The following is an 18,881-nucleotide window of genomic DNA, read 5'->3' on the forward strand; positions in this document are numbered from 1 at the left end:
TCTCCGGGGTCCCTCGGCACGGTGTTCCTCGGCACCGCGCCGAGGGACGCCGGCGGCGCGAACGGCGTTGCGGCGGCGCGACGACGGTCAGAAGTCCGCCCCCCGGGGTCAGCATTCCGCCCGCCTTGGTCAGAAGTCCGGCCGCCGCCCCGGCGACTCGGGGCCGCGGCCCGAGAGCACCTCCCCGTACGCCTGCATCAGGTCCGGCAGCCGCAGGGTGGCCAGGTCGTCGCGGGTGGGGGTGCCGCGCCAGGTGGAGAGCCGCAGATCGCGGTAGGCGCAGCTCTTCTCGTACAGGGTGCGTAGAAAGCGGCCGTTGCCCAGCTCGTCGATCCAGCCCTGGTCGACGACGTGGCCGCTGATGCTGCACAGCTCCTCCCGGGCCTCCTCGTCCCAGCGGTCGCCGTTCTCCGCGGCCAGCACCTCGCCGATGGCGGTCAGCTCCAGCGGCCGGTAGCTGGGGAAGTCGACCCGGCTGGTGAAGCGCGAGGACAGCCCCGGGTTGGCGGCCAGCAGCCGGTCCATGCCCTCGGGGTAGCCCGCCAGGATGACGACGAGCCGGTCGCGGTTGTCCTCGGCGCGCTTGAGCAGCACCTGAAGCGCTTCGTCGCCGTACGCGTCGCCCTTGCTGTAGCCGGAGTTGGACAGGCTGTACGCCTCGTCGACGAACAGCACCCCGCCCAGCGCCGAATCGATCAGCTCATTGGCCTTCACGGCGGTCTGGCCCAGGAACTCGCCGACCAGATCGGCGCGTTGGGCCTCCACGAGGTGATCGCCGCCGAGCAGCCCCAGGGCGTAGAAGACCCGCCCGAGTATCCGGGCCACGGTCGTCTTACCGGTGCCGGACGGGCCGGAGAAGACGAAGTGCCGTTTCGGCGGCTGGACCGGCAGCCCCTGGCTCGCCCGCAGGCGCGCCATCCGCAGTTGCGCCGACAGCGCCCGCACCTGCCGTTTGACCGGCTCCATGCCGACCATCCGCTCCAGCTCCGCCAGCGCCTTCTCCAGCAGTACCGGGTCGGCGGGACCGGCCGGCAGCCGTTCGGCGCCGCGCGGCACCGGCACGGTCGTCTTGGCCCGGGCCGCGGCCCCGCCCCCGGCCGGCGCGCCGCCCACCTCGCTCTCGGGCGCGTCCGCCTCACCGGTCACCAGCAGTTCACGGCCGTCGACGGGGTCGAGCGGCGCCATCGGATCCGGGTCGCCGCCGGCCTCCTGGCCGAGGCCGGACGCGGGGACCGTCGCGAGATCCGAGCCCTCGTCGAGTCCGTCCCCCTCGGCGATGGCGGCGAGCCGCGCCGCGGTGTCCATGAACGCCGGGTCGACGCGGTGCACCGCACGGTAGAGGGGGAGTGCCGCGGCGCTGCGGCCGGTGCCCTCGTGGGCGCGGGCGAGCCAGTACCGCAGCTCCTTGCGCTGCGGCTGCTCGCTGCGGCAGCGCATCAGCGCCGCGGACAGCAACGGCTCGGCCTGCCCGTACATCTCCAGCCGCACCCGCGCCATCCCGCCGAACAGCCCCGCCTCGATGCCCAGCACCGGGTCGCCGAGCAGCGGCTCGGTGTGGCGTACGAGCTGGTCCCAGTCCTTGACGAGGTAGGCGCGGCAGGCGTGCAGAAAGCGCACCTGGGGGTCGGTGTCGACGGGCGGGCAGCCGGCCAGGGCCTGATCGAGCTCCGCGACGTGCCGGCCGTCGAGCCAGTGGGAGGCGTGCGCGAGCAGCAGATCACGACCGGTCTCCAGCACCGGTTGCACCCACCAGCCCAGCCAGTACCAGGAGTTGAGGGTGCGCCGGTGCCGGGCGCGCATCTCGCCGAAGCGGTCGCGGTGCCGGTGCATCCGCAGCAGGGCGATGGAGGTGTCGGCGCGCAGCGCGTGCAGCCCGAGCCAGGCGTCGGCCATCGAGGGATCGAGCCGTACCGCGGCCCGGAACTCCTCCTCCGCCTGCGGATAGGCGCCCACGGTGTAGGCGTCGACCGCCCGCAGCCACGCGAGTTCGGCCGGGGCGGGCGAACCCTGAGTGCCGACGTCCATCCCGTCCCCCCATAAAACGTTCCCCCGTGCCGCCGGGCGAGTGCGGGCCGCAACACGGTCGAACCTGCGTACGGGGAACGGGAGTTGACCGTCACCGCGCACACCTCGGTCCGTGGCCTGCGGCGGCCCGGACTCGCATGGTACCTGCGGGATCGGTACGGGCCGTAGAGGGCGGTACGGGGCCAGAACTGACCGTTGGGTACGCTACGGCGGCGCGAAGAATGCGGTGACCCAGGGTGAGGGGGAAGCGGCGCTCGGCGGGCGGCGCGAGGGGGTTCGGGCAGAACGAAGCCCCCGATCACGGGGGAACAACCGGGGGCTTCGCATCTGCGGGCGGTCCGTTGAACCGCACATTGAGAACGTAAGTCCTGTACGCCCCCCAGGTCAAGCCGAGTTGAGGCACTCGGCGGGACCCTGTCGGCATCGCCGGGCGCGTCGGCCGTTGTCCGTTACGGAGCGTTAAATGCGGGGGCGGTCACGGCGCCGCGGACGGCCCCACGAGTACCTCGTACCCCAACGCCCCCTGGTGCACCAGGAAATCCGCATACGGACGGGAGGGGTCCGCTGCGAAGTGCGCGCGCTCCGCCGAAATCCAGCCACTCCAGAACGTGGAGAGCCCGGGCCCGTCCCGGAGTTGACCCCTTTCCCAGGAGTGTTCGCTCGCCAGTTCCATCCACAGCAGGCACGCCAGATACGGCCGAAGCGCCCGCCGGCCCGCGCCCACGCCCTCGACCAGCACCAGCGGTGCGGGTGCCAGTTCCCGCTGCCCGGTGAACTCCCCGCGCACCCAGTCGTAGACGCCGTAACGCGCCGTCCCGCCCCGGGAGAGCGGGTCCAGGACCTGTGCGCGGAAGCGGTCGCTCCACCCGAACAGCTCCTCATGGGTGGCGAGGTCGTCGGTGTGCACCACCGGCGCCCCGCCCAGCGCCCCGGCCAGGTCCGCGGCGAAGGTGCTCTTGCCCGACCCCGCGTGCCCGTCCACCGCGATCAGCCGCACCGGCCCGCAGGACGGCGGCAGGGCGTGCAGCCGGGCGGCGAGCGAAGCCAGATCATGATCCATCGCGCCAGCGTACGCGTCGGGCCCGTGCCACCTGGCCGCCAGTGGTCCACACCAATATTGCTGCCGCGACGCGCGCCGCACCGCCTTCCGAAGCGGGCTCGCAGCGGCAATAGTTGAGCGACTGCGATCCGCCCGTGCCCCGCCCGACCCTCCGTACCCACTCGTATGCATCCGACTGGGGGACCTTGATCATGACCAGCTCCGCGCCCCGGCGTACCGTTCTGGCCGCCGCGCTCGCCGCCGCGGCGGGCGCCGCCACCCCCTCGGCGCAGGCCGCCGACGCGTCCCGCACGTCCGCCGCGGGGACCACGACCCCGGCCGCCGCGCCCACCGCCCCGGACGCCCTCGCGCCCCGATCGAAGAGCCTCGTGGACTTTCACGCCTGGACCACCGCAGCCGACTGGGCCAGGGGCCACGCCCGGGGCACCGGCATCGCGCACGGCGCCCGCCCCGGCATCCGCCTCGTGCACCCGGCCGGCACCGTCGACTACAGGGATCCGCACACCGGAAAAACCGCCGCCTGGGAGTACGCCACCTGGACCTCCCCGGTGCACACCCTCAAGGTGCCGGCCACCGAGGCCGTCGCCTCGTGGAACGCGCACACCCCACCCGGCACATGGATCGCGGTCGAGCTGCGCGGCGGCTACACCGACGGCGCCCGCACCCCCTGGTACGTCATGGGCCGCTGGACCTCCGGCGACAGCGACGCCGACATCCGGCGGACCTCCGTCGACGGCCAGAAGGACGGCCGGAGCAGCATCTCCACCGACACCTTCGCCATCGACACCCCCGCGAGCGGCCTCCGGCTGGCCTCGTACGCACTCCGCGTCACCCTGTACCGCAAGCCCGGCGCCCGGCTCACCCCCACGGTCTGGCGGCTGGGAGCGATGGGTTCGGACCTCCCCGACCGGTTCGAGGTGCCGGCGTCCGAGCCCGGCCGGGCCGGCCGCGAGCTGGTGGTCCCGCGCTATTCGCAGGAGATCCACAAGGGCCAGTACCCGGAGTACGACAACGGGGGCGAGGCCTGGTGCAGCCCCACCTCGTCCCAGATGATCATCGAATACTGGGGCCGCCGACCGAGCCCACAACAGCTGTCCTGGGTCAACCCCGACTACGCCGACCCCCAGGTCTGTCACGCCGCCCGCTACACCTTCGACCACCAATACGACGGCTGCGGCAACTGGCCCTTCAACGCCGCCTACGCCGCCACCTACCGAGACCTCCAGAGCGTGGTCACCCGCCTCACCTCCCTCACGGACGCCGAACGCCTCATCCGCGCGGGCATCCCCGTCATCACGTCCCAGTCCTTCCTGAAGACCGAACTCGACGGGGCGGGCTACGGCACCGCCGGCCACCTGATGACCGTCATCGGCTTCACCAAGGACGGCGACATCATCGCCAACGACCCGGCCTCACCCGACGACGCGGCGGTCCGGCACGTCTACAAGCGCCGCCAGTTCGAAAATATTTGGCTGCGGACCAAGCGCAAGAACGCCCAGGGCAAGGTCGTCAGCGGCAGTGGTGGTGTGTGCTACCTCTACTTCCCGGCCGAGCCGACGCCGGGTCAGCGCCGGGCCCTCGCGGAGGTGGGGATCCGCTGAGCAGGTGGGCCGGTGTTGAACCCCACCCACGGTGCGTTGTGGTCCAGGGTGGCTCGGTGAGGCAGCCCCTTTTCATCCGGCCCCTCGCTCCGGGGGCCGAGTCCTTCGCACGCGACCACCTCTGTCCGGTCGATGTCTGTTGTGTCAGGCCAGGTGTGACACGGGGCCGCGCGCACGGCTGTTGCGGCTTGTCAGCCGGACGATCCGTCCGGGCGGCTGATCAGTGTCATGACCTCCTTGACCGTGCCGGTGGAGTCCAGGGTGAGGACGGCGTCGCGCAGCGTTTCGATGGCGTCGGGCGGCAGTGCCAGTTGGGCCTCCAGCTGGAACTTGGTACCGAGTTCCTCGGCGGACAGCGGCCGGTTCGGTCCGCCCCGGTTGGTGTCCACGCGGATCTCGTGCCACTGGCCGTCTCGGGTGCGGGCCCGCAGAACGGCGGGAAAGTGTCGTGGGAACAGCTCGTCGCACCGCTGGTCCGGTACACAGCGGACCTTGGCTGCGAGGGCGCGCCGTTGTGGGTCGTGGGCGGCCTGGTCGGTGAAGTCCGACAGCCAGACGCCGAGCCCGCCGCCGCCGGTGAGCGCGGCGGCAACGGTGTACGGGCCGGAAAAAGCCGCCGCGTAGCCCGTCGTAGGGGCCGCCTTCGCATCGATCGGCTGGGCGATGGTGCGCAATACCGCAGTGGGAGCGCCCAGTTCGAGCTCGGCGATGTCCTGCGCCCGCACTCCGCCGGCGCGCAGCTGGAGGGCGGCGTCGATGCCGGCGTGCGTGAAGTGGTTGCACGGATACGGCTTGATGTGGATCTCTTTTGACTCCCAGGTTTCCCCCAGGTCCTGCACCACGCGCTCGGGGTGGGCGTCGTTGCCGCACCATGCCTGGAAGAAACCGAACCTGCCTTCCAGCACGGTGGGCGGCCCGGTGATGCCCGCGCGTGCCATGTCCGCTGCGACCAGCCCGGCGTGCGCCGCCCAGCCGGTGTGTACCTGCTTGACGGTGCCGCCGGTACGGTTGGCCTCCAGCAGGCCGGAACCCATGCTGGCTGCGATCCCCGCTGCCGAGCCGATGTGGGCGGGGGACAGCCGGTAGAGCATCGCGGCGGCCACTGCTGCGCCCACGGCGCCGCAGATCGCGGTGGCGTGCTGTCCCCGTTCGAAGAAGATCGAGTTGCTCAGCTCCTCGTCGTAGCCGGCCATTCCCAGTCGCACGCACAGCTCCGTGCCAACCGTGGCGGCGTCCAGCAGCGCGGTGCCGCTCGCTCCGACGACCTCGGCGGCGGCCAGCGCGGCGGGCACGATCGAGGCGCTGGGGTGGAGCACCGAGGGCAGATGGGTGTCGTCGAAATCGAGGGCGTGCGCGAGGGTTCCGTTGACGAGCGCGGCGCTCGGTGCCGGATAGCGTCCGCCGCCGACGGCGGACGCGGCCGGGTGGCCGCCCCAGGCATCCACTACGGACGTGATCGTGCGGCCGATCGGGTGGGTGCCGGCGGCGAGTGCGTTGCCGAGTACGTCCAGGACCCGGTGGGCGGCACGTCGTCGCAGATCGGCCGGCAGTCCGGTGTCGGTGACGGTGGCGGCGAAGTCCGCGAACCGTTCGATGAGGCCGGTCACGCGTCGTCCCCTTCCACGACCGCCAGCGGACGGACCGGTGAGCCGGTGCCACCGACGATCTTCAGCGGTGCCAGGACGAACAGGAACTCGGCTGCGTCGGCAGCCGCCAGTGTTTCGAGGTTCAGGTGCTCGATGATGTGGATGCCGCTTTCGACGAGCAGCAGCCGGTGCACCGGCAGCACCCGGTGACCCGCTCCGGCGGGTATGTGCTCGAACGCGGTGGTGTCGCCACCGGCGGCGCGGACCGCGTGGTCGGCCAGCCACCCTGCGGCCTCGGCGGTGATGCCGGGCACGCCGCTGTCGGCGCCGAGATAGGCCACCGGGTCGGTCCAGTTGCGTGCCCACCCGGTGCGCACCAGTGCCACGTCGCCGGGCCCCGGGCGCACGCCCGATCGTTCGGTGGCGAGTTCCAGGTCGGCTGCGGTGACCGGATATCCGCCGGGCAGCGTGTCGACCCCGTGCACGGCGGCGACGTCCAGCAGGACGCCGCGGCACAGGAACGGCGTGATGGTTTCCGCGCCGTGTACGGAGAACCGTCCGCCCTGCTGGGCTTGTTCGGCGTCGTGCCCGCCGAACAGCTTGCCGGCGAAGGAGGCGTGGCAGAGGGCGTCGATGTGGGTTCCGACGTGCCCGCCGGTCACGATGATCTCGTTGGCGGCCGAGCTGCCGTCCGGCCGGACCATGTCTCCGTGCCGGCGCTGGAGAGCGAGCCGGAAGCCGGGGTGGTTCGGTGAGCAGGGCATTCCGGCTTCCAGAGGCTGTGCCAGGTCGTGGAGGGTGACACCGCGCCGCAGCGCGTCGAGCAGGGTGGAGCTCATGGCTTTTCCTTCCGGGCATGGTCGGCCAGTGCGAGGATCTGGTGGGCGGAGCGGACGGTGGCAGCGTCGACGAACCGGCCGTCCGTGGTGAGGGCGGCCCCGCAGTCGTCCGCCAGTGCGGCGCCCAGTACGTCCACAAGTGCCGCCGCATCGGCTATCTCGCGGTCGGTCGGGGAGTAGCTCTCGTTGATCAGGTCGAGCTGTTTCGGATGCACCGCGGAGCGGCCGAAGAAGCCCTGGCGTTTCCCGCGCAGACAGGACCTACGCAATCCGCCGAGGTCGTCAACGGCCGTGAAGACCGACTGCACCGGACCGGGCAGGCCAGCGGCACGGGCGGCGATGACACAACGGGCACGTGCGACGTCCAGCGTCACTTCGTGAAGGGCGCCCAGGTCCGCGGCCAGATCGGCCTCCCCGAGCGAGATTCCGCCCGCGGCGTCGCAGGCCCGGGCCAGTTCGAAGGCGTTCTCCACACCGAGCGCCGATTCCAGCAACAGGTGCACCGGTGCGGGGCAGTTGGCTTCGGACAGCCACCCGGCGACGCGCCGCACCTCTTCGGCGTGCTCCGCCTTGGGCAGTCGGATCCCGGCAAGTCCCGGGCCGGCCACCGCCGCGATGTCCTCGGCGGCCCGACCGGTCGCCAGTCCGTTGACCCGGACGAAGGTGGGCTTGCCCGTCGCACTCGCCACCACCGACGCCGCACTCTCGCGCGCGGCGTCCTTCGCCTCGGGCGGTACCGCATCTTCCAGGTCGAGCACGACCGCGTCCGCGCAGCTGGCGTATGCCTTGTCGATGCGGTGGGGCTGGTGGGCAGGAACGTACAGGTAGCTGCGCAGCAGCCCGGGCATCAGACCACCCCCTGCTGCTGCAACCGCTCCAGCGCCTCGGATTCGAGGCCGAGCGCCTGGTAGACCTCGGCGTTGTGCGCGCCGATCGCGGGGCCCGTCCAGCGGATGGCGCCCGGTGTGTCGAAGAGACGGAAGAGCACGTTCTGCATCCGCAGCGGACCAAGGTCGGGATCGGCCACGGTGGTGATGGTGTCCAGCGCGGCGTACTGCGGATCGGCGAGGACGTCGCTGACGTCGTAGATCGGTGCGATCGCGGCGTTCGCGGCCTCGAACTCGGCGATGACCTCCTCGCTGGTGTGCCGCGCGATCCACGCGCTGACCGCGGCATCCAGCTCATCAGCGTGCTCGGCACGCCCCGCGCCGGAGGCAAACCACGGTTCGGTGACGAACTCCGGGCGGCCCACCAGTTTCATCACCCGTTCGGCAATGTTCTGCGCACTGGTGGAGACCGCGAGCCAGCGCCCGTCGCTGCTGCGGTAGACGTTGCGCGGCGCGTTGTTCGTCGAGCGGTTTCCGGTGCGGGGCGGGATGGCGCCGAGCTGGTCATAGGCGGTCGGCTGAGGCCCGAGGAGCGACAGCAACGGCTCGATGATCGCCAGGTCGACGACTTGCCCGCGGCCGGTGCGTTCGCGTGCCCGTAGCGCGGTCATGACGGCGAACGCGCAGGTCAGTGCGGATACTCCGTCGGCAAGGCCGAAGGGGGGCAGGGTGGGTGGGCCGTCCGGTTCGCCCGTCATCGCGGCGAACCCGCTCATCGCCTCCGCGAGGGTTCCGAACCCGGGCCGCCCGGCGTACGGGCCCTTCTGGCCGAATCCGGTGACCCTGGCCAGGACGAGACCGGGGTTGTCGGCACAGAGCACGTCATAGCCCAGTCCCCAGCGTTCCAGCGTGCCGGGGCGGAAGTTTTCGATCACCACATCCGCCTCGGCCGCAAGTTGCCGGAACAGCTGCTGCCCCTCGGAGACGCCGAGGTTCAGTGTGACGGCCTTCTTGTTGCGCGCCAGGCTTTTCCACCACAGCGGTACGCCGTCCTTGCTCGGGCCGTGGCCCCGGGCCGGGTCACCTCTGGGGTGCTCGATTTTGATCACTTCGGCGCCGTAGTCGCCGAGCATGGTCGCGGCGAACGGGCCGGCGAACAGTGTGGCCGCGTCGATGACCCTTAGTCCTGCCAGTGCCTGTGGTGTGGCTGCCATCGATTACAACTCCTGGTCCTGGATGGTGTGCGGTTCGGCGAGGGCACGGCAGATCTCCGTGGCGGCCGCGCGAACCATGGGCTCGTATCGGCGGACCGTGTCGGGGTCGAAGCGGCCAAGTGGCCCGCAGAGGCTGATCGCGCCGAACACCTCGCCGGTCGGCAGCAGGATCGGGGCCGCAATCGCTCCGGCCTCCGGAAGCCGCTCTCCCAGGGAGATGGCCGACCCCCGGCGGGCGATCTCGGCCAGCTCCGTGCGCAGCAGATCCGTGTCGGTCACCGGGGCGGGCGTGAGGGAGCGCAGCGGGACGGCAAGGACGCGCTCCTGCTCGGCCGGGTCCAGGTGGGCCAGCATCGCCTTTCCGCTGGCACCGGCATGCAGGGAGTGTCGGACGCCGAGCGCGACGGTCATCTTCACTTCGCGCCGGCTTTCGAACTGCTCGACGTACGTCCGCTCCGCGCCGACCAGTTGGGACAGCGTCGTGGTCTCCCCGGTCTCATCGCGCAGCCGGCGCAGCACCGGCCTCGCCGCCGCGTGCACATCCAGCGCGGCCCAGGCGCGCGCACCGAGCAGCGCCGCGGCCGGCCCGAGCTGATAGCTGCGGCCGTCGCGGGTATGGCGAATCAGTTCCCGTGAGGAGAGCGACCGCAGAATGCGGTGCACGACCGACTTGGGCAGCTCCAGCCTGCGGGCGATCTCACTGACGCCGAGTTCAGTGGATCCCTGCGTGAACAACAGCAGGACGTCGCAGACCCGGTCGGCGACCGTGGTACCACCCTCCAGCGCTGTTCCTCCTAGCGGAACATTTTCATTCATTACAGGGCGCCTTTCTGTATCGTCTGCTCTTATGTAACGGCGGAAATGGCCCGCTCGTCAAGTATTGAACTGGGCACTTGCCGGTGGTAAACCGGAATTAAGCGATTCAGAATTTGTTCCTCTCAGCGGAACAATAAGGAACCGGGAGGGTCCGATGTCCAGCGAAATCCATGAATTCGAGGTTGAACCGACCAGATCGCGACCAGCAGGCCCCGCCACCTCGTGGCGCCACCAGATCAGCCCCACCGGATGGCGGGCACTCCTGGCAGCCGCCATGGGCTGGACGTTCGAGGTCTTCGATGTCGCCCTGCTGGCCCTGACGATTCCGGCCTTCCTGGCCGACTTCCACGTCAGCAAGGCGGAGATCGGCATTGTCGGGACCATCCAGGCGGCCGGAATGATCGTCGGCGGCATCGTCGGCGGCGGGGTGGCCGACCGGATCGGCCGGGTCCGCACGCTCAGCTACGCGATCGGCTGGTATGCGGTGTGCACCGGGATCACCGCGGCGGCGGGGTCGCTGACCTGGGTGGAAATCCTTCGCTTCCTGGCCGGGCTCGGCATGGGCGCCTGCTGGACGGCAGGCGCGGCCCTGGTCGCGGAGACCTGGCCGACCGCGCACCGCGGCAAGGGAGGTGCCCTGATGCAGAGCGGAATGCCGCTGGGCAACCTGCTCGCGCTTGCCGCCGCCGCAGTCGTCGCGCACGGGCACAGCGGGCTGGACGAGGGCCGTTGGCGCATGCTCTACCTGGTGGGCGCGCTCCCCCTGCTGTTCGCCGTCTACGTCCGCCTCGCCACGCCCGAGTCCCCTCTGTGGCTCGCCCGGGACACCGGGCCGCGCACCCGCAGCAGCATCCGCTCGCTGGGTGCCCCCGCCCTCCGCCGGCCCCTGCTGACCGCGCTGGCTTTCGTGTTCTTCATTCAGTACCTGTTCTACGCCGTCAACACGTTCCTGCCGACGTTCCTGGTGGAGGTCGACCACATGGCCTTCGCCAAGAGCCTCACCTACCTGGTGGCGCTGCAGTTCGGCGCGATCGCCGGCTTCGCCGCATTCGCCGTGCTCGTGGACCACATCGGCCGCCGCCCGACCTTCGTCGGCTACCTGCTGATCGGCGCGTGTGCCATCGGGCTGCTCCTCACCGTCCGGCGTGAAGGCGTGGTACTGGCCGCGACGTTCCTCGCAGGTGTCGGCATCTCCGGTGTCTTCGCCGGGGTGGGGCCCTGGACCGCGGAGATGATGCACCGCGCACCCGCCCGCGGACTCGCCATGGGCGTCATCTACAACGGTGGCCGCACAGGCGGCGCCATCGCGCCGTACGCGGTGGGCGCGCTGGCCGTGGACACCGCCGCCGGGTTCCGGCTCGGCCTGGGCACCGCGATAGCGGCCGCGGCTCTCGCCGTCGTCATGATGCTCCTCGCACCCGAGACCCGCGGGCGCGAACTCACCACCTGATACGCACGCCTGCTCGAAAAAGGAATCCCGCACCATGTCGCCCGCACCTGCCGTAGCGGAGATCCGCGGACCCCGCGTCGAGACCCCTCCGGCTCCGGCTCAGCCCCCGCCCGGCGCCCCACCCTGCGCTGCCATCGCCGTACCAGGACAAGCCCAAAAGGCAAGCCTGGTAAGGCACTTCACCCGGTCAACGCTCAAACGATGGTGTATAGCGTCCGATGACCTGGAGTCCGCCCTGCTCGTGGTCGGTGAACTCGCTGCCAATGCAGCCCAATACGGACGAGGCGAACTCGCTGTCTGCCTCCTCCTCCAGGACGGCACTCTTGACATCGAGGTTTCGGACTGCGGAAACCGCACTGAGCCTCAGACCCGCTACATCGCTTCCGAGGACGAGGAGCATGGTAGAGGGATGACCATCGTTGAAGCCCTCACCAGCGGATGGGAAACACACCCACGAGAATCTGGATGGCACACTCGGGCCCGCCTCCGCCTCACCCGTCCTCCCGCGCGCTGCGCTCGCATCACGTCTTGATCACCCGGTTTCCACGGCTCAAATACGGGTCTCTCGCAACCCCCGTACGCGGTAAGCAACCGAAGGAGTGTGCTGCCGAACGGGAGGGCCTGCCGACCACAAGCCAGCAAGCCTTCCGCGATCAAAAGGCCACTGCGCTCATACCGCCAAGAGGTGCGCACTCACTGCCGGTCCGACGATTTGCATGCCTGCGTACTGTCGGCCGCGACGACATGGAATACGGTGACTACGCCTGTGCCTACCGATCACGCCTGCCATGCGGCCGCCAGCGCTGCGGCCCAAAGCATCCGTCCCGTTCGGATATTTCTGGCCGGCGACCCGAGGGAGAACGAGCGCGTGGCGGCTGCCTATGCAACTGATGAGGCGGTGGGTGCAATCGCGGTGCTGATCTTTCTGGACGGACTGCATGCAGAACTGATGGGACGGCTCGGGGAATGGCACGAGGCTCTCGGCGACCGGCTTCCAGCCGCCCTCGGCCCCTCCAGCACCGCAGGGCCGGGCGGCTGGAAAGCCCTGGCACTCGTGCAGCGCAAAGCCCGCGACCTTCTCGGCGCCCTGGCGACTCAGGCCCGCGACGGGTCCTTCGGCCGTGGTGAACTGATGTGCCGACTGACGCTGGTGGAGGACACGTTCGCCAGTGGCCTACGCAGGATCGCCGTGCCTGATGAAATCTCGGTTCACTGCGCTGCCGACCTGGCAGCAGCCGTCGGCGCACTGTTCGGACTCGTTCTTCCGGCTCACCGGGCGCCGCTGCCCGCACACCCGTCCCCCGCGGAGTCTGCCGATGTCACCAACAATGTGATGCACGAGCTCTGGAGCTGGGCCGCAGCTATGCCATGAACGGCGAAGCCTTGCACTGCTGGACACGAACAAGTGAGCGGCCGCCTGAGGCGTTCCACCCGCAGCCCTGAAACCAGCCCCGATCCAGCACAACGCTCCCGCCAGGACCGGACCGGTGGGGGTGTGGCGGTCGGCCGGGTCGCCGTCGCGTGGGTGGCGTTCGTGACCGTGCTGTTCTGCCTGCCGCAGGCGGCCCCGGTGACCGTCGGGTCCTTCAACTACGCCCCGGTCGCGCTGATCGCAGGGCTGTTGCTGACGACCGCTTCCGCGGCGCCGGAGAAGATGACGCCAGGGCCCGTGGGGGTCTCGTTGAGGACCCACAGGCCGATCAGCGTGGCCAGGGTGAAGACAACGGCGATCAGCACGGCGAGGACGAGCCGGCGCCGGCGCTCGCGGCGCAGCCACTCGCCGCGGGCCGTGCGGTAGGCGTCGGGCGTTGCAGGCACCCCCACTCCGTCCGCCATGGCGGCCAGGGCTTTCTGCAGCTCCTTCTCGGTCCGCTCCGGACTGGTGCCGTTCATCGCCGGCCCTCCATGGTGTGGGTCAGGGCGGCGAGGCCGCGTGCGGTGTGTGTTTTGACCGAGCCGCAGGAGATGCCCATCGCGGCGGCGATCTCCTTCTCCTTCAGGCCGAGCCAGTGGCGCAGGACGAGTGCCTCGCGCTGGCGGGCCGGCAACGCCTGGAGCGCGTCGATCAGTACCCGCTGGTCGTCGTGGAGGATAGCGGTGCTCTCTGCGGAAGCGACGACCTCGTCCGGCGGGTTCTCCACGTGCCTGCGGGCGACCTGGAGATGACGTATGCGCATCCGGGTCAGATTGCACACGGTGGAGCGCAGATACGCCTCTGCCGCCTCGGCGTCCCGCAGCCGCTGCCACTTCCGGTAGATCTGGTAGTACGCCTCGGCCACCACGTTCTCCGGGTCGTCGGCGCCGAGCAGGACGGCGAGGCGCAACATCGAGGCGTAGTGCAGCTCGAAGAGGTGAGCGACGCCGGCCTCGCGTGCCGGGTCGGCGGGGGTGCCCACCACAGGGGTGAGGATCCCGGGCGCAGCCGGCGGTTGCGGCACCGGCGAGGGAGTGCTGGTCGGCACCGGCACGGAGGTACTGGTTCTGCGTCTCACGGGTTGTTCGCTTCCGTCTCGGGGTACCGCCTGAGGGCCAGGCGGGACGGCAGGTCGGTCGCGTCGGCGCCGCGCGGGACGCCGAGACGTTCGAGGACGGCGGTGCCGGCCGCGGCGACGGTCAGATTGAGCAACAGGGCCGCGAGCCCGGCGTAGATCTCCAGCGGCTGCCCGCCGATGCCGAGCGGGACGACGGAGGAGAACCCCTCCCGCACCACCATGAACGTCCCGGCCACCATGCCCACTGCCCACCCGGCCAGGAGCGCCCGCGGATGCAGTCGGCCGGTGAAGAGGCCGACGGCGACGGCGGGGAAGATCTGCAGGATCCAGACGCTGCCGAGGAGTTGGAGGTTCACGGCGTCCTGGTCGCGCAGCCCGAACACGAACGCGACAGCGCCGACCTTCGCCGTGAGCGACACCGCTTTGGCGATCCGGACCTGCCGTTTGGGCGTGGCGGTCGGATGGACGTACTCGACGTACACGTTCCGTACGAAGCTGGTGGCCGCCGCGATCGACATCACGGCGGCCGGGACCAGCGCCCCCACCGTGATCGCGGCGAACACCAGCCCGGCCAGCGGCACCGGCATGAGCCGGTCGACCAGCATCGGCACGGCGGACTCGGCGCCGCCCTTCGGCGCCCGCACCCCCGCCGCGAGAGCCGCGAGGCCGAGGAAGCCGAACAGCGCGAGCAGCGCCGTCCAGGCGGGCAGGGCCACGGAGACCTTGCGCAGGGTGCGCCGGCCGTCGGCGGCGAAACCGGCGGTGAGCACGTGCGGGTACATGAGCAGGGCCAGCGCGGAGCCCAGCGCGAGTGTGGCGTAGGCGGGCTGCTGGGCGGGGGAGAGGAGGAGGGCCGAGTGGGCCGCGTCCGTACCGCCGAGCCTGCGTGCCGCTCCGTCGAAGACCGCCCCGGGCCCGCCGAGACGTTCGAGGACCAGCCAGCAGACGGCGGTGAGGGAGAGGAACACGGCCACCGCCTTGAGCGCCGAGATGACGGCGGGCGCGCGCAGTCCGTGCCGGTACGTCGCCACCGCCAGCCCCGCGAACAGCGCCACCATCACCAGATCACCGGCCGCCCCCCGCGGGTAGACGCCCCCGGCAGTCAACACCGCGCGTATGCCGAGCAGTTGGAGCGCCAGATACGGCATCGTGGCCAGAATCCCGGTCAGCGCGACCACCAGCGCCAGCGGCGGCGAACCGTACCGCCCGCCCACGAAGTCGGCGGCGGTGACGTAGCCGTGCCGGCGGGCCACCGCCCACAGTCGGGTCAGCAGGACGAACGCCAGTGGGCAGACGATCACCGTGTACGGCACCGCGAAGAAGGCCGGCGCCCCGTTGCCGTACGCCAGTCCCGGTACGGCGGTGAAGGTGTAGGCGGTGAAGATCGTGCCGCCCAGCAGCAGCCAGGTCCACCCGGGGCCCAGGCTGCGGTCGGCCAGCGCCCATCCCTCCAGGGACGGCAGCCGGTCGCTCGGGCGCAGGCGGCGCGCGCTGACGGCGAGCAGCGAGGCTCCGCCGATCACGGCGAGGAACGTCGCGGTCATGGCGCCATCGGCCATCGGTCACCGTCCTTGGTGTTGCCTGCCCTCGACGGTTGGTTGCGCGAACCGCCGATTCGGATGACCGGGAACCGGCAGGAAACCTTCTGGACATTCGCTGTCAACGACTTCGGGCGGGTGGGCAACTCTTGCACAGACCGCCGGCGAGGGGGAGAGGAGCGCAGGTCGTGACACGGACAGGTCGCCACCGGCTACGGCACGTCGCCGCCGCCGTACTGCTTCTGGCCCCTGTGGCAGGGCCGCTGTCGGTCCCTTGGTACGCCGGGGCGAGCCCGCGGTTCTTCTCCCGGTACCGGCTCGCCCGGGTACCGGGGCCCGGCTGCTGCCTGTCCGTCGCATACGGCTGACCCGCGAACACCGTCGCCGCTGATCCATCCGCACGTGCCGCCACAACACCACCGTCGAGGTGAGGAGTCGCCATGCCTACGTCAGTCATGCCCGAAACCGGTCTCCCGGGGCCGTCGAGGCCTCGGACATCCCCTCGGGCGATTCTGCTCTGGACCACCGTCGCCCTGCTCGGCGCGGTCGCCTGGGGCGTCCTCGCGCTGGCGCGGGGCGAGAAGATCTCCGCGGTCTGGCTGGTGGTCGCCGCCCTCGGCTCGTACGCCATCGCCTACCGCTTCTACTCCCGCTTCATCGTCCGCCGCATCCTGAAGCCGGACGACCGCCGGGCCACTCCCGCCGAACGCCTTGCGGACGGCGTCGACTTCCAGCCCACCGACCGCCGGGTGCTCCTGGGGCACCACTTCGCCGCGATCGCCGGCGCCGGACCGCTGGTGGGACCGGTGCTCGCGGCCCAGATGGGTTACCTGCCGGGCACGCTCTGGATCGTCGCCGGAGTGATCTTCGCGGGGGCCGTGCAGGACATGGTGGTGCTCTTCCTGTCCATGCGCCGGGACGGCACCTCACTTGGCCAGATGGCCCGCGACGAGATCGGACGGGCGGGTGGGGCCGCCGCCCTGATCGCCGTCTTCGCCATCATGATCATCCTCCTCGGGGTGCTGGCCCTCGTCGTGGTCAATGCCCTCGCCCACTCCCCCTGGGGCACCTTCTCGGTCGCGATGACCATCCCCATCGCCCTGTTCATGGGTTTCTGGATGCACGTCATCCGCCCCGGCCGGGTCGTCGAGAGCAGCCTCATCGGTGTGGCACTGCTGTTGCTCGCGATCGTCGGCGGCCGCTGGATCCAGGAGTCCTCACTGGCCGGCGCGTTCACCCTCAGCCCGACCACACTTGTCTTCTGTCTCCTCGGATACGGCTTCGTCGCCTCCGTGCTACCGGTGTGGATGCTGCTCGCGCCACGCGACTACCTCTCCACCTTCATGAAGGTGGGCACCATCGCGCTCCTCGCGGTCGGCGTCGTGGTGGCCGCACCCGTGCTGCACGCGGACTCGGTCAGCAGGTTCGCCTCGTCGGGCACGGGCCCGGTCTTCGCCGGCTCCCTCTTCCCGTTCCTCTTCATCACGATCGCCTGTGGCGCGCTGTCCGGCTTCCATGCGCTGGTCGCCTCCGGTACGACGCCGAAGCTGATCCAGAAGGAGTCCCAGGTCCGCATGATCGGGTACGGGGCCATGCTCATGGAGTCGTTCGTCGCGATCATGGCGCTGATCGCCGCGGCGACCCTGGAGCCGGGTCTGTACTACGCGATGAACGCGCCCGCGGGGCTCCTCGGTACGACCGTCGAGTCGGCGTCCCACGCCGTGGCGGGCCTCGGCTTCACCATCACTCCCGACCAACTGACGCACGCCGCGCACGCAGTTGAGGAGCAGACGCTGATCGCCCGGTCCGGTGGAGCGCCGACCCTGGCCGTCGGCATGTCGGAGATCTTCTCCGGCGTCTTCGGCGGCAGCACCATGAAGGCCTTCTGGTACCACTTCGCGATCATGTTCGAGGCGCTGTTCATCCTGACCACGGTCGACGCGGGCACCCGGGTCGGACGTTTCATGCTCCAGGACATGCTGGGCAATCTCTGGAAGCCGATCGGCCGGGTCAACTGGAAGCCGGGCATCTGGCTGTGCAGCGGACTCGTCGTGGCCGCCTGGGGCTACTTCCTCTACGTCGGTGCCACCGACCCCCTGGGCGGAATCAATCAGCTCTTCCCTCTCTTCGGCATCGCCAACCAGCTCCTGGCCGCCGTGGCCCTCACCGTCTGTACGACCGTCCTGATCAAGTCCGGGCGACTGCGCTGGGCCTGGGTCACCGGCATCCCGCTGGCCTGGGTGGTCGCGGTCACCTACGCCGCCGGCCGGCAGAAGATCTTCTCCGCCGACGCCATGGTCGGCTTCTTCGCCCAGCGCACGCGGTACGCCGACGCCCTTGACGCCGGGCAGGTCCTCCCGCCCGCCAAGACCATCGACGACATGCACACCGTCGTCACCAACTCCACCGTCGACGGCGTCCTTGTCACGGTGTTCCTGCTGCTGGTCGCCGTGGTGATCGTCAACGCGGCGGTGGTGTGCGTACGGGCCGTACGATCCCCCGTCCCGCTCCCGACGACGGAGGCGCCGTACGTCGCCTCCCGCATCGACGGGCCCGGGGTGAGTGTCGAACCGCTGGTGGGGGCCGACTCATGAGTGGCCTGCGCTGGGTGCGGGCGGTGCGCTGGTATCTGCGCGAGCTGACCGGAGAGGCGGAGTACGACCGCTACTGCGCACACCACCGCCGCCATCACGCCCAGGCGCTCCTCCCGTCGCGACGGGAGTTCGAGGTGCTGCGCTCCCTGCACCGTGAGAACCACCCCCAGAGCCGCTGCTGCTGACGCACGGACCGCGGGTCGGAAATGGCGATCCTGAGGTCCTTCGTCGCTTGGTGTCGTCGGCAGCGGGGAGCCGGTGGGCGAAGGTCTCAAGAAAAACCGAAGGAGGATTGCGTGGTCTCCCGCTGGTGGCGTCCGGCCGTTCACGGAAGGTCAGGGGGAAATCGCGGCCGTGGGCTGCGGCAGACGGACCGGCAGACAGGACTTTCGGCGCCCCGGCAGGGCTGCGGTTCTTTCGCGCACCACCCCAACTCCCTCCATGGGAACTCCAGTTAGGGCCAACGTGGCGAGTTTCGCAACGCCTGTCACAAGGCCGGCGGGAAGCGCATCGACTACGCGCTTGAGACAAGGACATCACCCAGGGCCCCTCCCGGCGCCCGGGAAGAGACCCCCTTACGGAGCATTCGGACTGATCAGGGATCTTCCACTGCCGACAACGCCGCTCCGCCTGCGCCCAGCCCAGACCTTGCGCACGCTCGGGTGGGTAGCGGGCCGGTGCGGTCAGCAACTGCTTGCCGGCGGCGGAGTCGTGGACCGGGACGGCGGTGACCAGGCCTCCGTATGTCGCTCACCGAGGCTCCGGAGCGCTTCTTTCGCCGAGGATTTCGTGGACCGATTTATACCCGTCACCGCCAAAATTGACCCTTATGGTAAAAA

At 70.4% G+C, this 18,881-nt stretch carries 16 protein-coding genes; 5 read left to right on the forward strand and 11 right to left on the reverse strand.

Annotated features, from left to right (window positions below; genetic code table 11):
* Positions 1-129 precede the first annotated feature (129 nt).
* Both EST92_RS00735 and EST92_RS00740 read right to left on the reverse strand, forming a co-directional pair.
* A complete protein-coding gene (locus EST92_RS00735) occupies positions 130-2,025 on the reverse strand; it encodes an AAA family ATPase (protein ID WP_129279041.1) in 1,896 nt (631 codons plus the stop codon).
* Positions 2,026-2,500: 475 nt separating this feature from the next.
* Positions 2,501-3,085 carry a hypothetical protein gene (locus tag EST92_RS00740; protein ID WP_129279042.1) on the reverse strand — a complete coding sequence of 195 codons (585 nt, stop codon included), beginning with the start codon at positions 3,083-3,085 and terminating at the stop codon, positions 2,501-2,503.
* Positions 3,086-3,276: 191 nt separating this feature from the next.
* On the opposite strand from EST92_RS00740, the gene EST92_RS00745 reads away from it, so the two are divergent.
* Entirely contained in the window at positions 3,277-4,686 is a 1,410-nt protein-coding gene (locus EST92_RS00745; protein ID WP_129279043.1) for a peptidase C39 family protein, read from the forward strand.
* 191 nt (positions 4,687-4,877) lie between these two features.
* Here EST92_RS00745 and EST92_RS00750 read toward each other — a convergent pair whose 3' ends face one another.
* Genes EST92_RS00750 through EST92_RS00770 form a run of 5 tightly spaced genes read right to left on the reverse strand, consistent with a single transcriptional unit; the run spans position 4,878 to position 9,968 of the window.
* A complete protein-coding gene (locus tag EST92_RS00750) occupies positions 4,878-6,293 on the reverse strand; it encodes an MmgE/PrpD family protein (protein ID WP_216849058.1) in 1,416 nt (471 codons plus the stop codon).
* Complete coding sequence (locus EST92_RS00755) at positions 6,290-7,111, reverse strand: cyclase family protein (RefSeq protein ID WP_129279044.1); 822 nt, start codon at positions 7,109-7,111, stop codon at positions 6,290-6,292. The genes EST92_RS00750 and EST92_RS00755 overlap by 4 nt, the downstream gene beginning before the upstream one ends.
* The gene (locus tag EST92_RS00760; protein WP_129279045.1) at positions 7,108-7,959 is read right to left on the reverse strand and encodes a CoA ester lyase; all 852 of its coding nucleotides are present in this window, start codon (positions 7,957-7,959) and stop codon (positions 7,108-7,110) included. The genes EST92_RS00755 and EST92_RS00760 overlap by 4 nt, the downstream gene beginning before the upstream one ends.
* A complete protein-coding gene (locus EST92_RS00765; RefSeq protein WP_129279046.1) occupies positions 7,959-9,152 on the reverse strand; it encodes a CoA transferase in 1,194 nt (397 codons plus the stop codon). The genes EST92_RS00760 and EST92_RS00765 overlap by 1 nt, the downstream gene beginning before the upstream one ends.
* A 3-nt stretch (positions 9,153-9,155) precedes the next feature.
* Positions 9,156-9,968 carry an IclR family transcriptional regulator gene (locus EST92_RS00770; RefSeq protein ID WP_129279047.1) on the reverse strand — a complete coding sequence of 271 codons (813 nt, stop codon included), beginning with the start codon at positions 9,966-9,968 and terminating at the stop codon, positions 9,156-9,158.
* Between the two features lie 154 nt (positions 9,969-10,122).
* Between EST92_RS00770 and EST92_RS00775 the strand changes: the two genes are divergently transcribed.
* The gene (locus EST92_RS00775) at positions 10,123-11,418 is read left to right on the forward strand and encodes an MFS transporter (RefSeq protein WP_129279048.1); all 1,296 of its coding nucleotides are present in this window, start codon (positions 10,123-10,125) and stop codon (positions 11,416-11,418) included.
* Positions 11,419-11,605: 187 nt separating this feature from the next.
* Here EST92_RS00775 and EST92_RS31900 read toward each other — a convergent pair whose 3' ends face one another.
* The gene (locus tag EST92_RS31900; protein ID WP_254068367.1) at positions 11,606-11,818 is read right to left on the reverse strand and encodes a hypothetical protein; all 213 of its coding nucleotides are present in this window, start codon (positions 11,816-11,818) and stop codon (positions 11,606-11,608) included.
* A gap of 468 nt (positions 11,819-12,286) precedes the next feature.
* Here EST92_RS31900 and EST92_RS00785 point away from each other — a divergent pair, with 468 nt between their 5' ends.
* Positions 12,287-12,790: a hypothetical protein gene (locus EST92_RS00785; protein ID WP_129279050.1), complete on the forward strand. Its 504-nt coding sequence runs from the start codon at positions 12,287-12,289 to the stop codon at positions 12,788-12,790.
* 218 nt (positions 12,791-13,008) lie between these two features.
* Here EST92_RS00785 and EST92_RS00790 read toward each other — a convergent pair whose 3' ends face one another.
* From EST92_RS00790 to EST92_RS00800, 3 genes are all read right to left on the reverse strand, one after another.
* Positions 13,009-13,311 (reverse strand): hypothetical protein, encoded by a 303-nt coding sequence (locus tag EST92_RS00790; RefSeq protein ID WP_129279051.1) that lies wholly within the window; start codon positions 13,309-13,311, stop codon positions 13,009-13,011.
* Positions 13,308-13,829 carry a SigE family RNA polymerase sigma factor gene (locus EST92_RS00795; protein WP_129279113.1) on the reverse strand — a complete coding sequence of 174 codons (522 nt, stop codon included), beginning with the start codon at positions 13,827-13,829 and terminating at the stop codon, positions 13,308-13,310. The genes EST92_RS00790 and EST92_RS00795 overlap by 4 nt, the downstream gene beginning before the upstream one ends.
* 77 nt (positions 13,830-13,906) lie before the next feature.
* A complete protein-coding gene (locus tag EST92_RS00800; protein WP_129279052.1) occupies positions 13,907-15,469 on the reverse strand; it encodes a sodium:solute symporter in 1,563 nt (520 codons plus the stop codon).
* Positions 15,470-15,888: 419 nt separating this feature from the next.
* Here EST92_RS00800 and EST92_RS00810 point away from each other — a divergent pair, with 419 nt between their 5' ends.
* Positions 15,889-18,042 (forward strand): carbon starvation CstA family protein, encoded by a 2,154-nt coding sequence (locus EST92_RS00810; RefSeq protein WP_129279054.1) that lies wholly within the window; start codon positions 15,889-15,891, stop codon positions 18,040-18,042.
* Positions 18,039-18,227, forward strand: coding sequence for a YbdD/YjiX family protein (locus EST92_RS00815; RefSeq protein WP_129279055.1), 189 nt, complete (start codon positions 18,039-18,041; stop codon positions 18,225-18,227). Before EST92_RS00810 ends, EST92_RS00815 begins: the two co-directional genes overlap by 4 nt.
* Positions 18,228-18,881 lie beyond the last annotated feature (654 nt).

This window comes from Streptomyces sp. TM32 (assembly GCF_004122755.1).
Lineage (GTDB): Bacteria > Actinomycetota > Actinomycetes > Streptomycetales > Streptomycetaceae > Streptomyces > Streptomyces sioyaensis.

Bases quoted from the DNA above. Each gene is read 5' to 3' on its own strand.
- EST92_RS00735 (WP_129279041.1), bottom strand. From the start codon at position 2,025: ATGGACGTCGGCACTCAGGGTTCGCCCGCCCCGGCCGAACTCGCGTGG.
- EST92_RS00740 (WP_129279042.1), bottom strand. From the start codon at position 3,085: ATGGATCATGATCTGGCTTCGCTCGCCGCCCGGCTGCACGCCCTGCCG.
- EST92_RS00745 (WP_129279043.1), top strand. From the start codon at position 3,277: ATGACCAGCTCCGCGCCCCGGCGTACCGTTCTGGCCGCCGCGCTCGCC.
- EST92_RS00755 (WP_129279044.1), bottom strand. From the start codon at position 7,111: ATGAGCTCCACCCTGCTCGACGCGCTGCGGCGCGGTGTCACCCTCCAC.
- EST92_RS00760 (WP_129279045.1), bottom strand. From the start codon at position 7,959: ATGCCCGGGCTGCTGCGCAGCTACCTGTACGTTCCTGCCCACCAGCCC.
- EST92_RS00765 (WP_129279046.1), bottom strand. From the start codon at position 9,152: ATGGCAGCCACACCACAGGCACTGGCAGGACTAAGGGTCATCGACGCG.
- EST92_RS00770 (WP_129279047.1), bottom strand. From the start codon at position 9,968: ATGAATGAAAATGTTCCGCTAGGAGGAACAGCGCTGGAGGGTGGTACC.
- EST92_RS00775 (WP_129279048.1), top strand. From the start codon at position 10,123: ATGTCCAGCGAAATCCATGAATTCGAGGTTGAACCGACCAGATCGCGA.
- EST92_RS31900 (WP_254068367.1), bottom strand. From the start codon at position 11,818: ATGCTCCTCGTCCTCGGAAGCGATGTAGCGGGTCTGAGGCTCAGTGCG.
- EST92_RS00790 (WP_129279051.1), bottom strand. From the start codon at position 13,311: ATGAACGGCACCAGTCCGGAGCGGACCGAGAAGGAGCTGCAGAAAGCC.
- EST92_RS00800 (WP_129279052.1), bottom strand. From the start codon at position 15,469: ATGGCCGATGGCGCCATGACCGCGACGTTCCTCGCCGTGATCGGCGGA.
- EST92_RS00810 (WP_129279054.1), top strand. From the start codon at position 15,889: ATGCCTACGTCAGTCATGCCCGAAACCGGTCTCCCGGGGCCGTCGAGG.
- EST92_RS00815 (WP_129279055.1), top strand. From the start codon at position 18,039: ATGAGTGGCCTGCGCTGGGTGCGGGCGGTGCGCTGGTATCTGCGCGAG.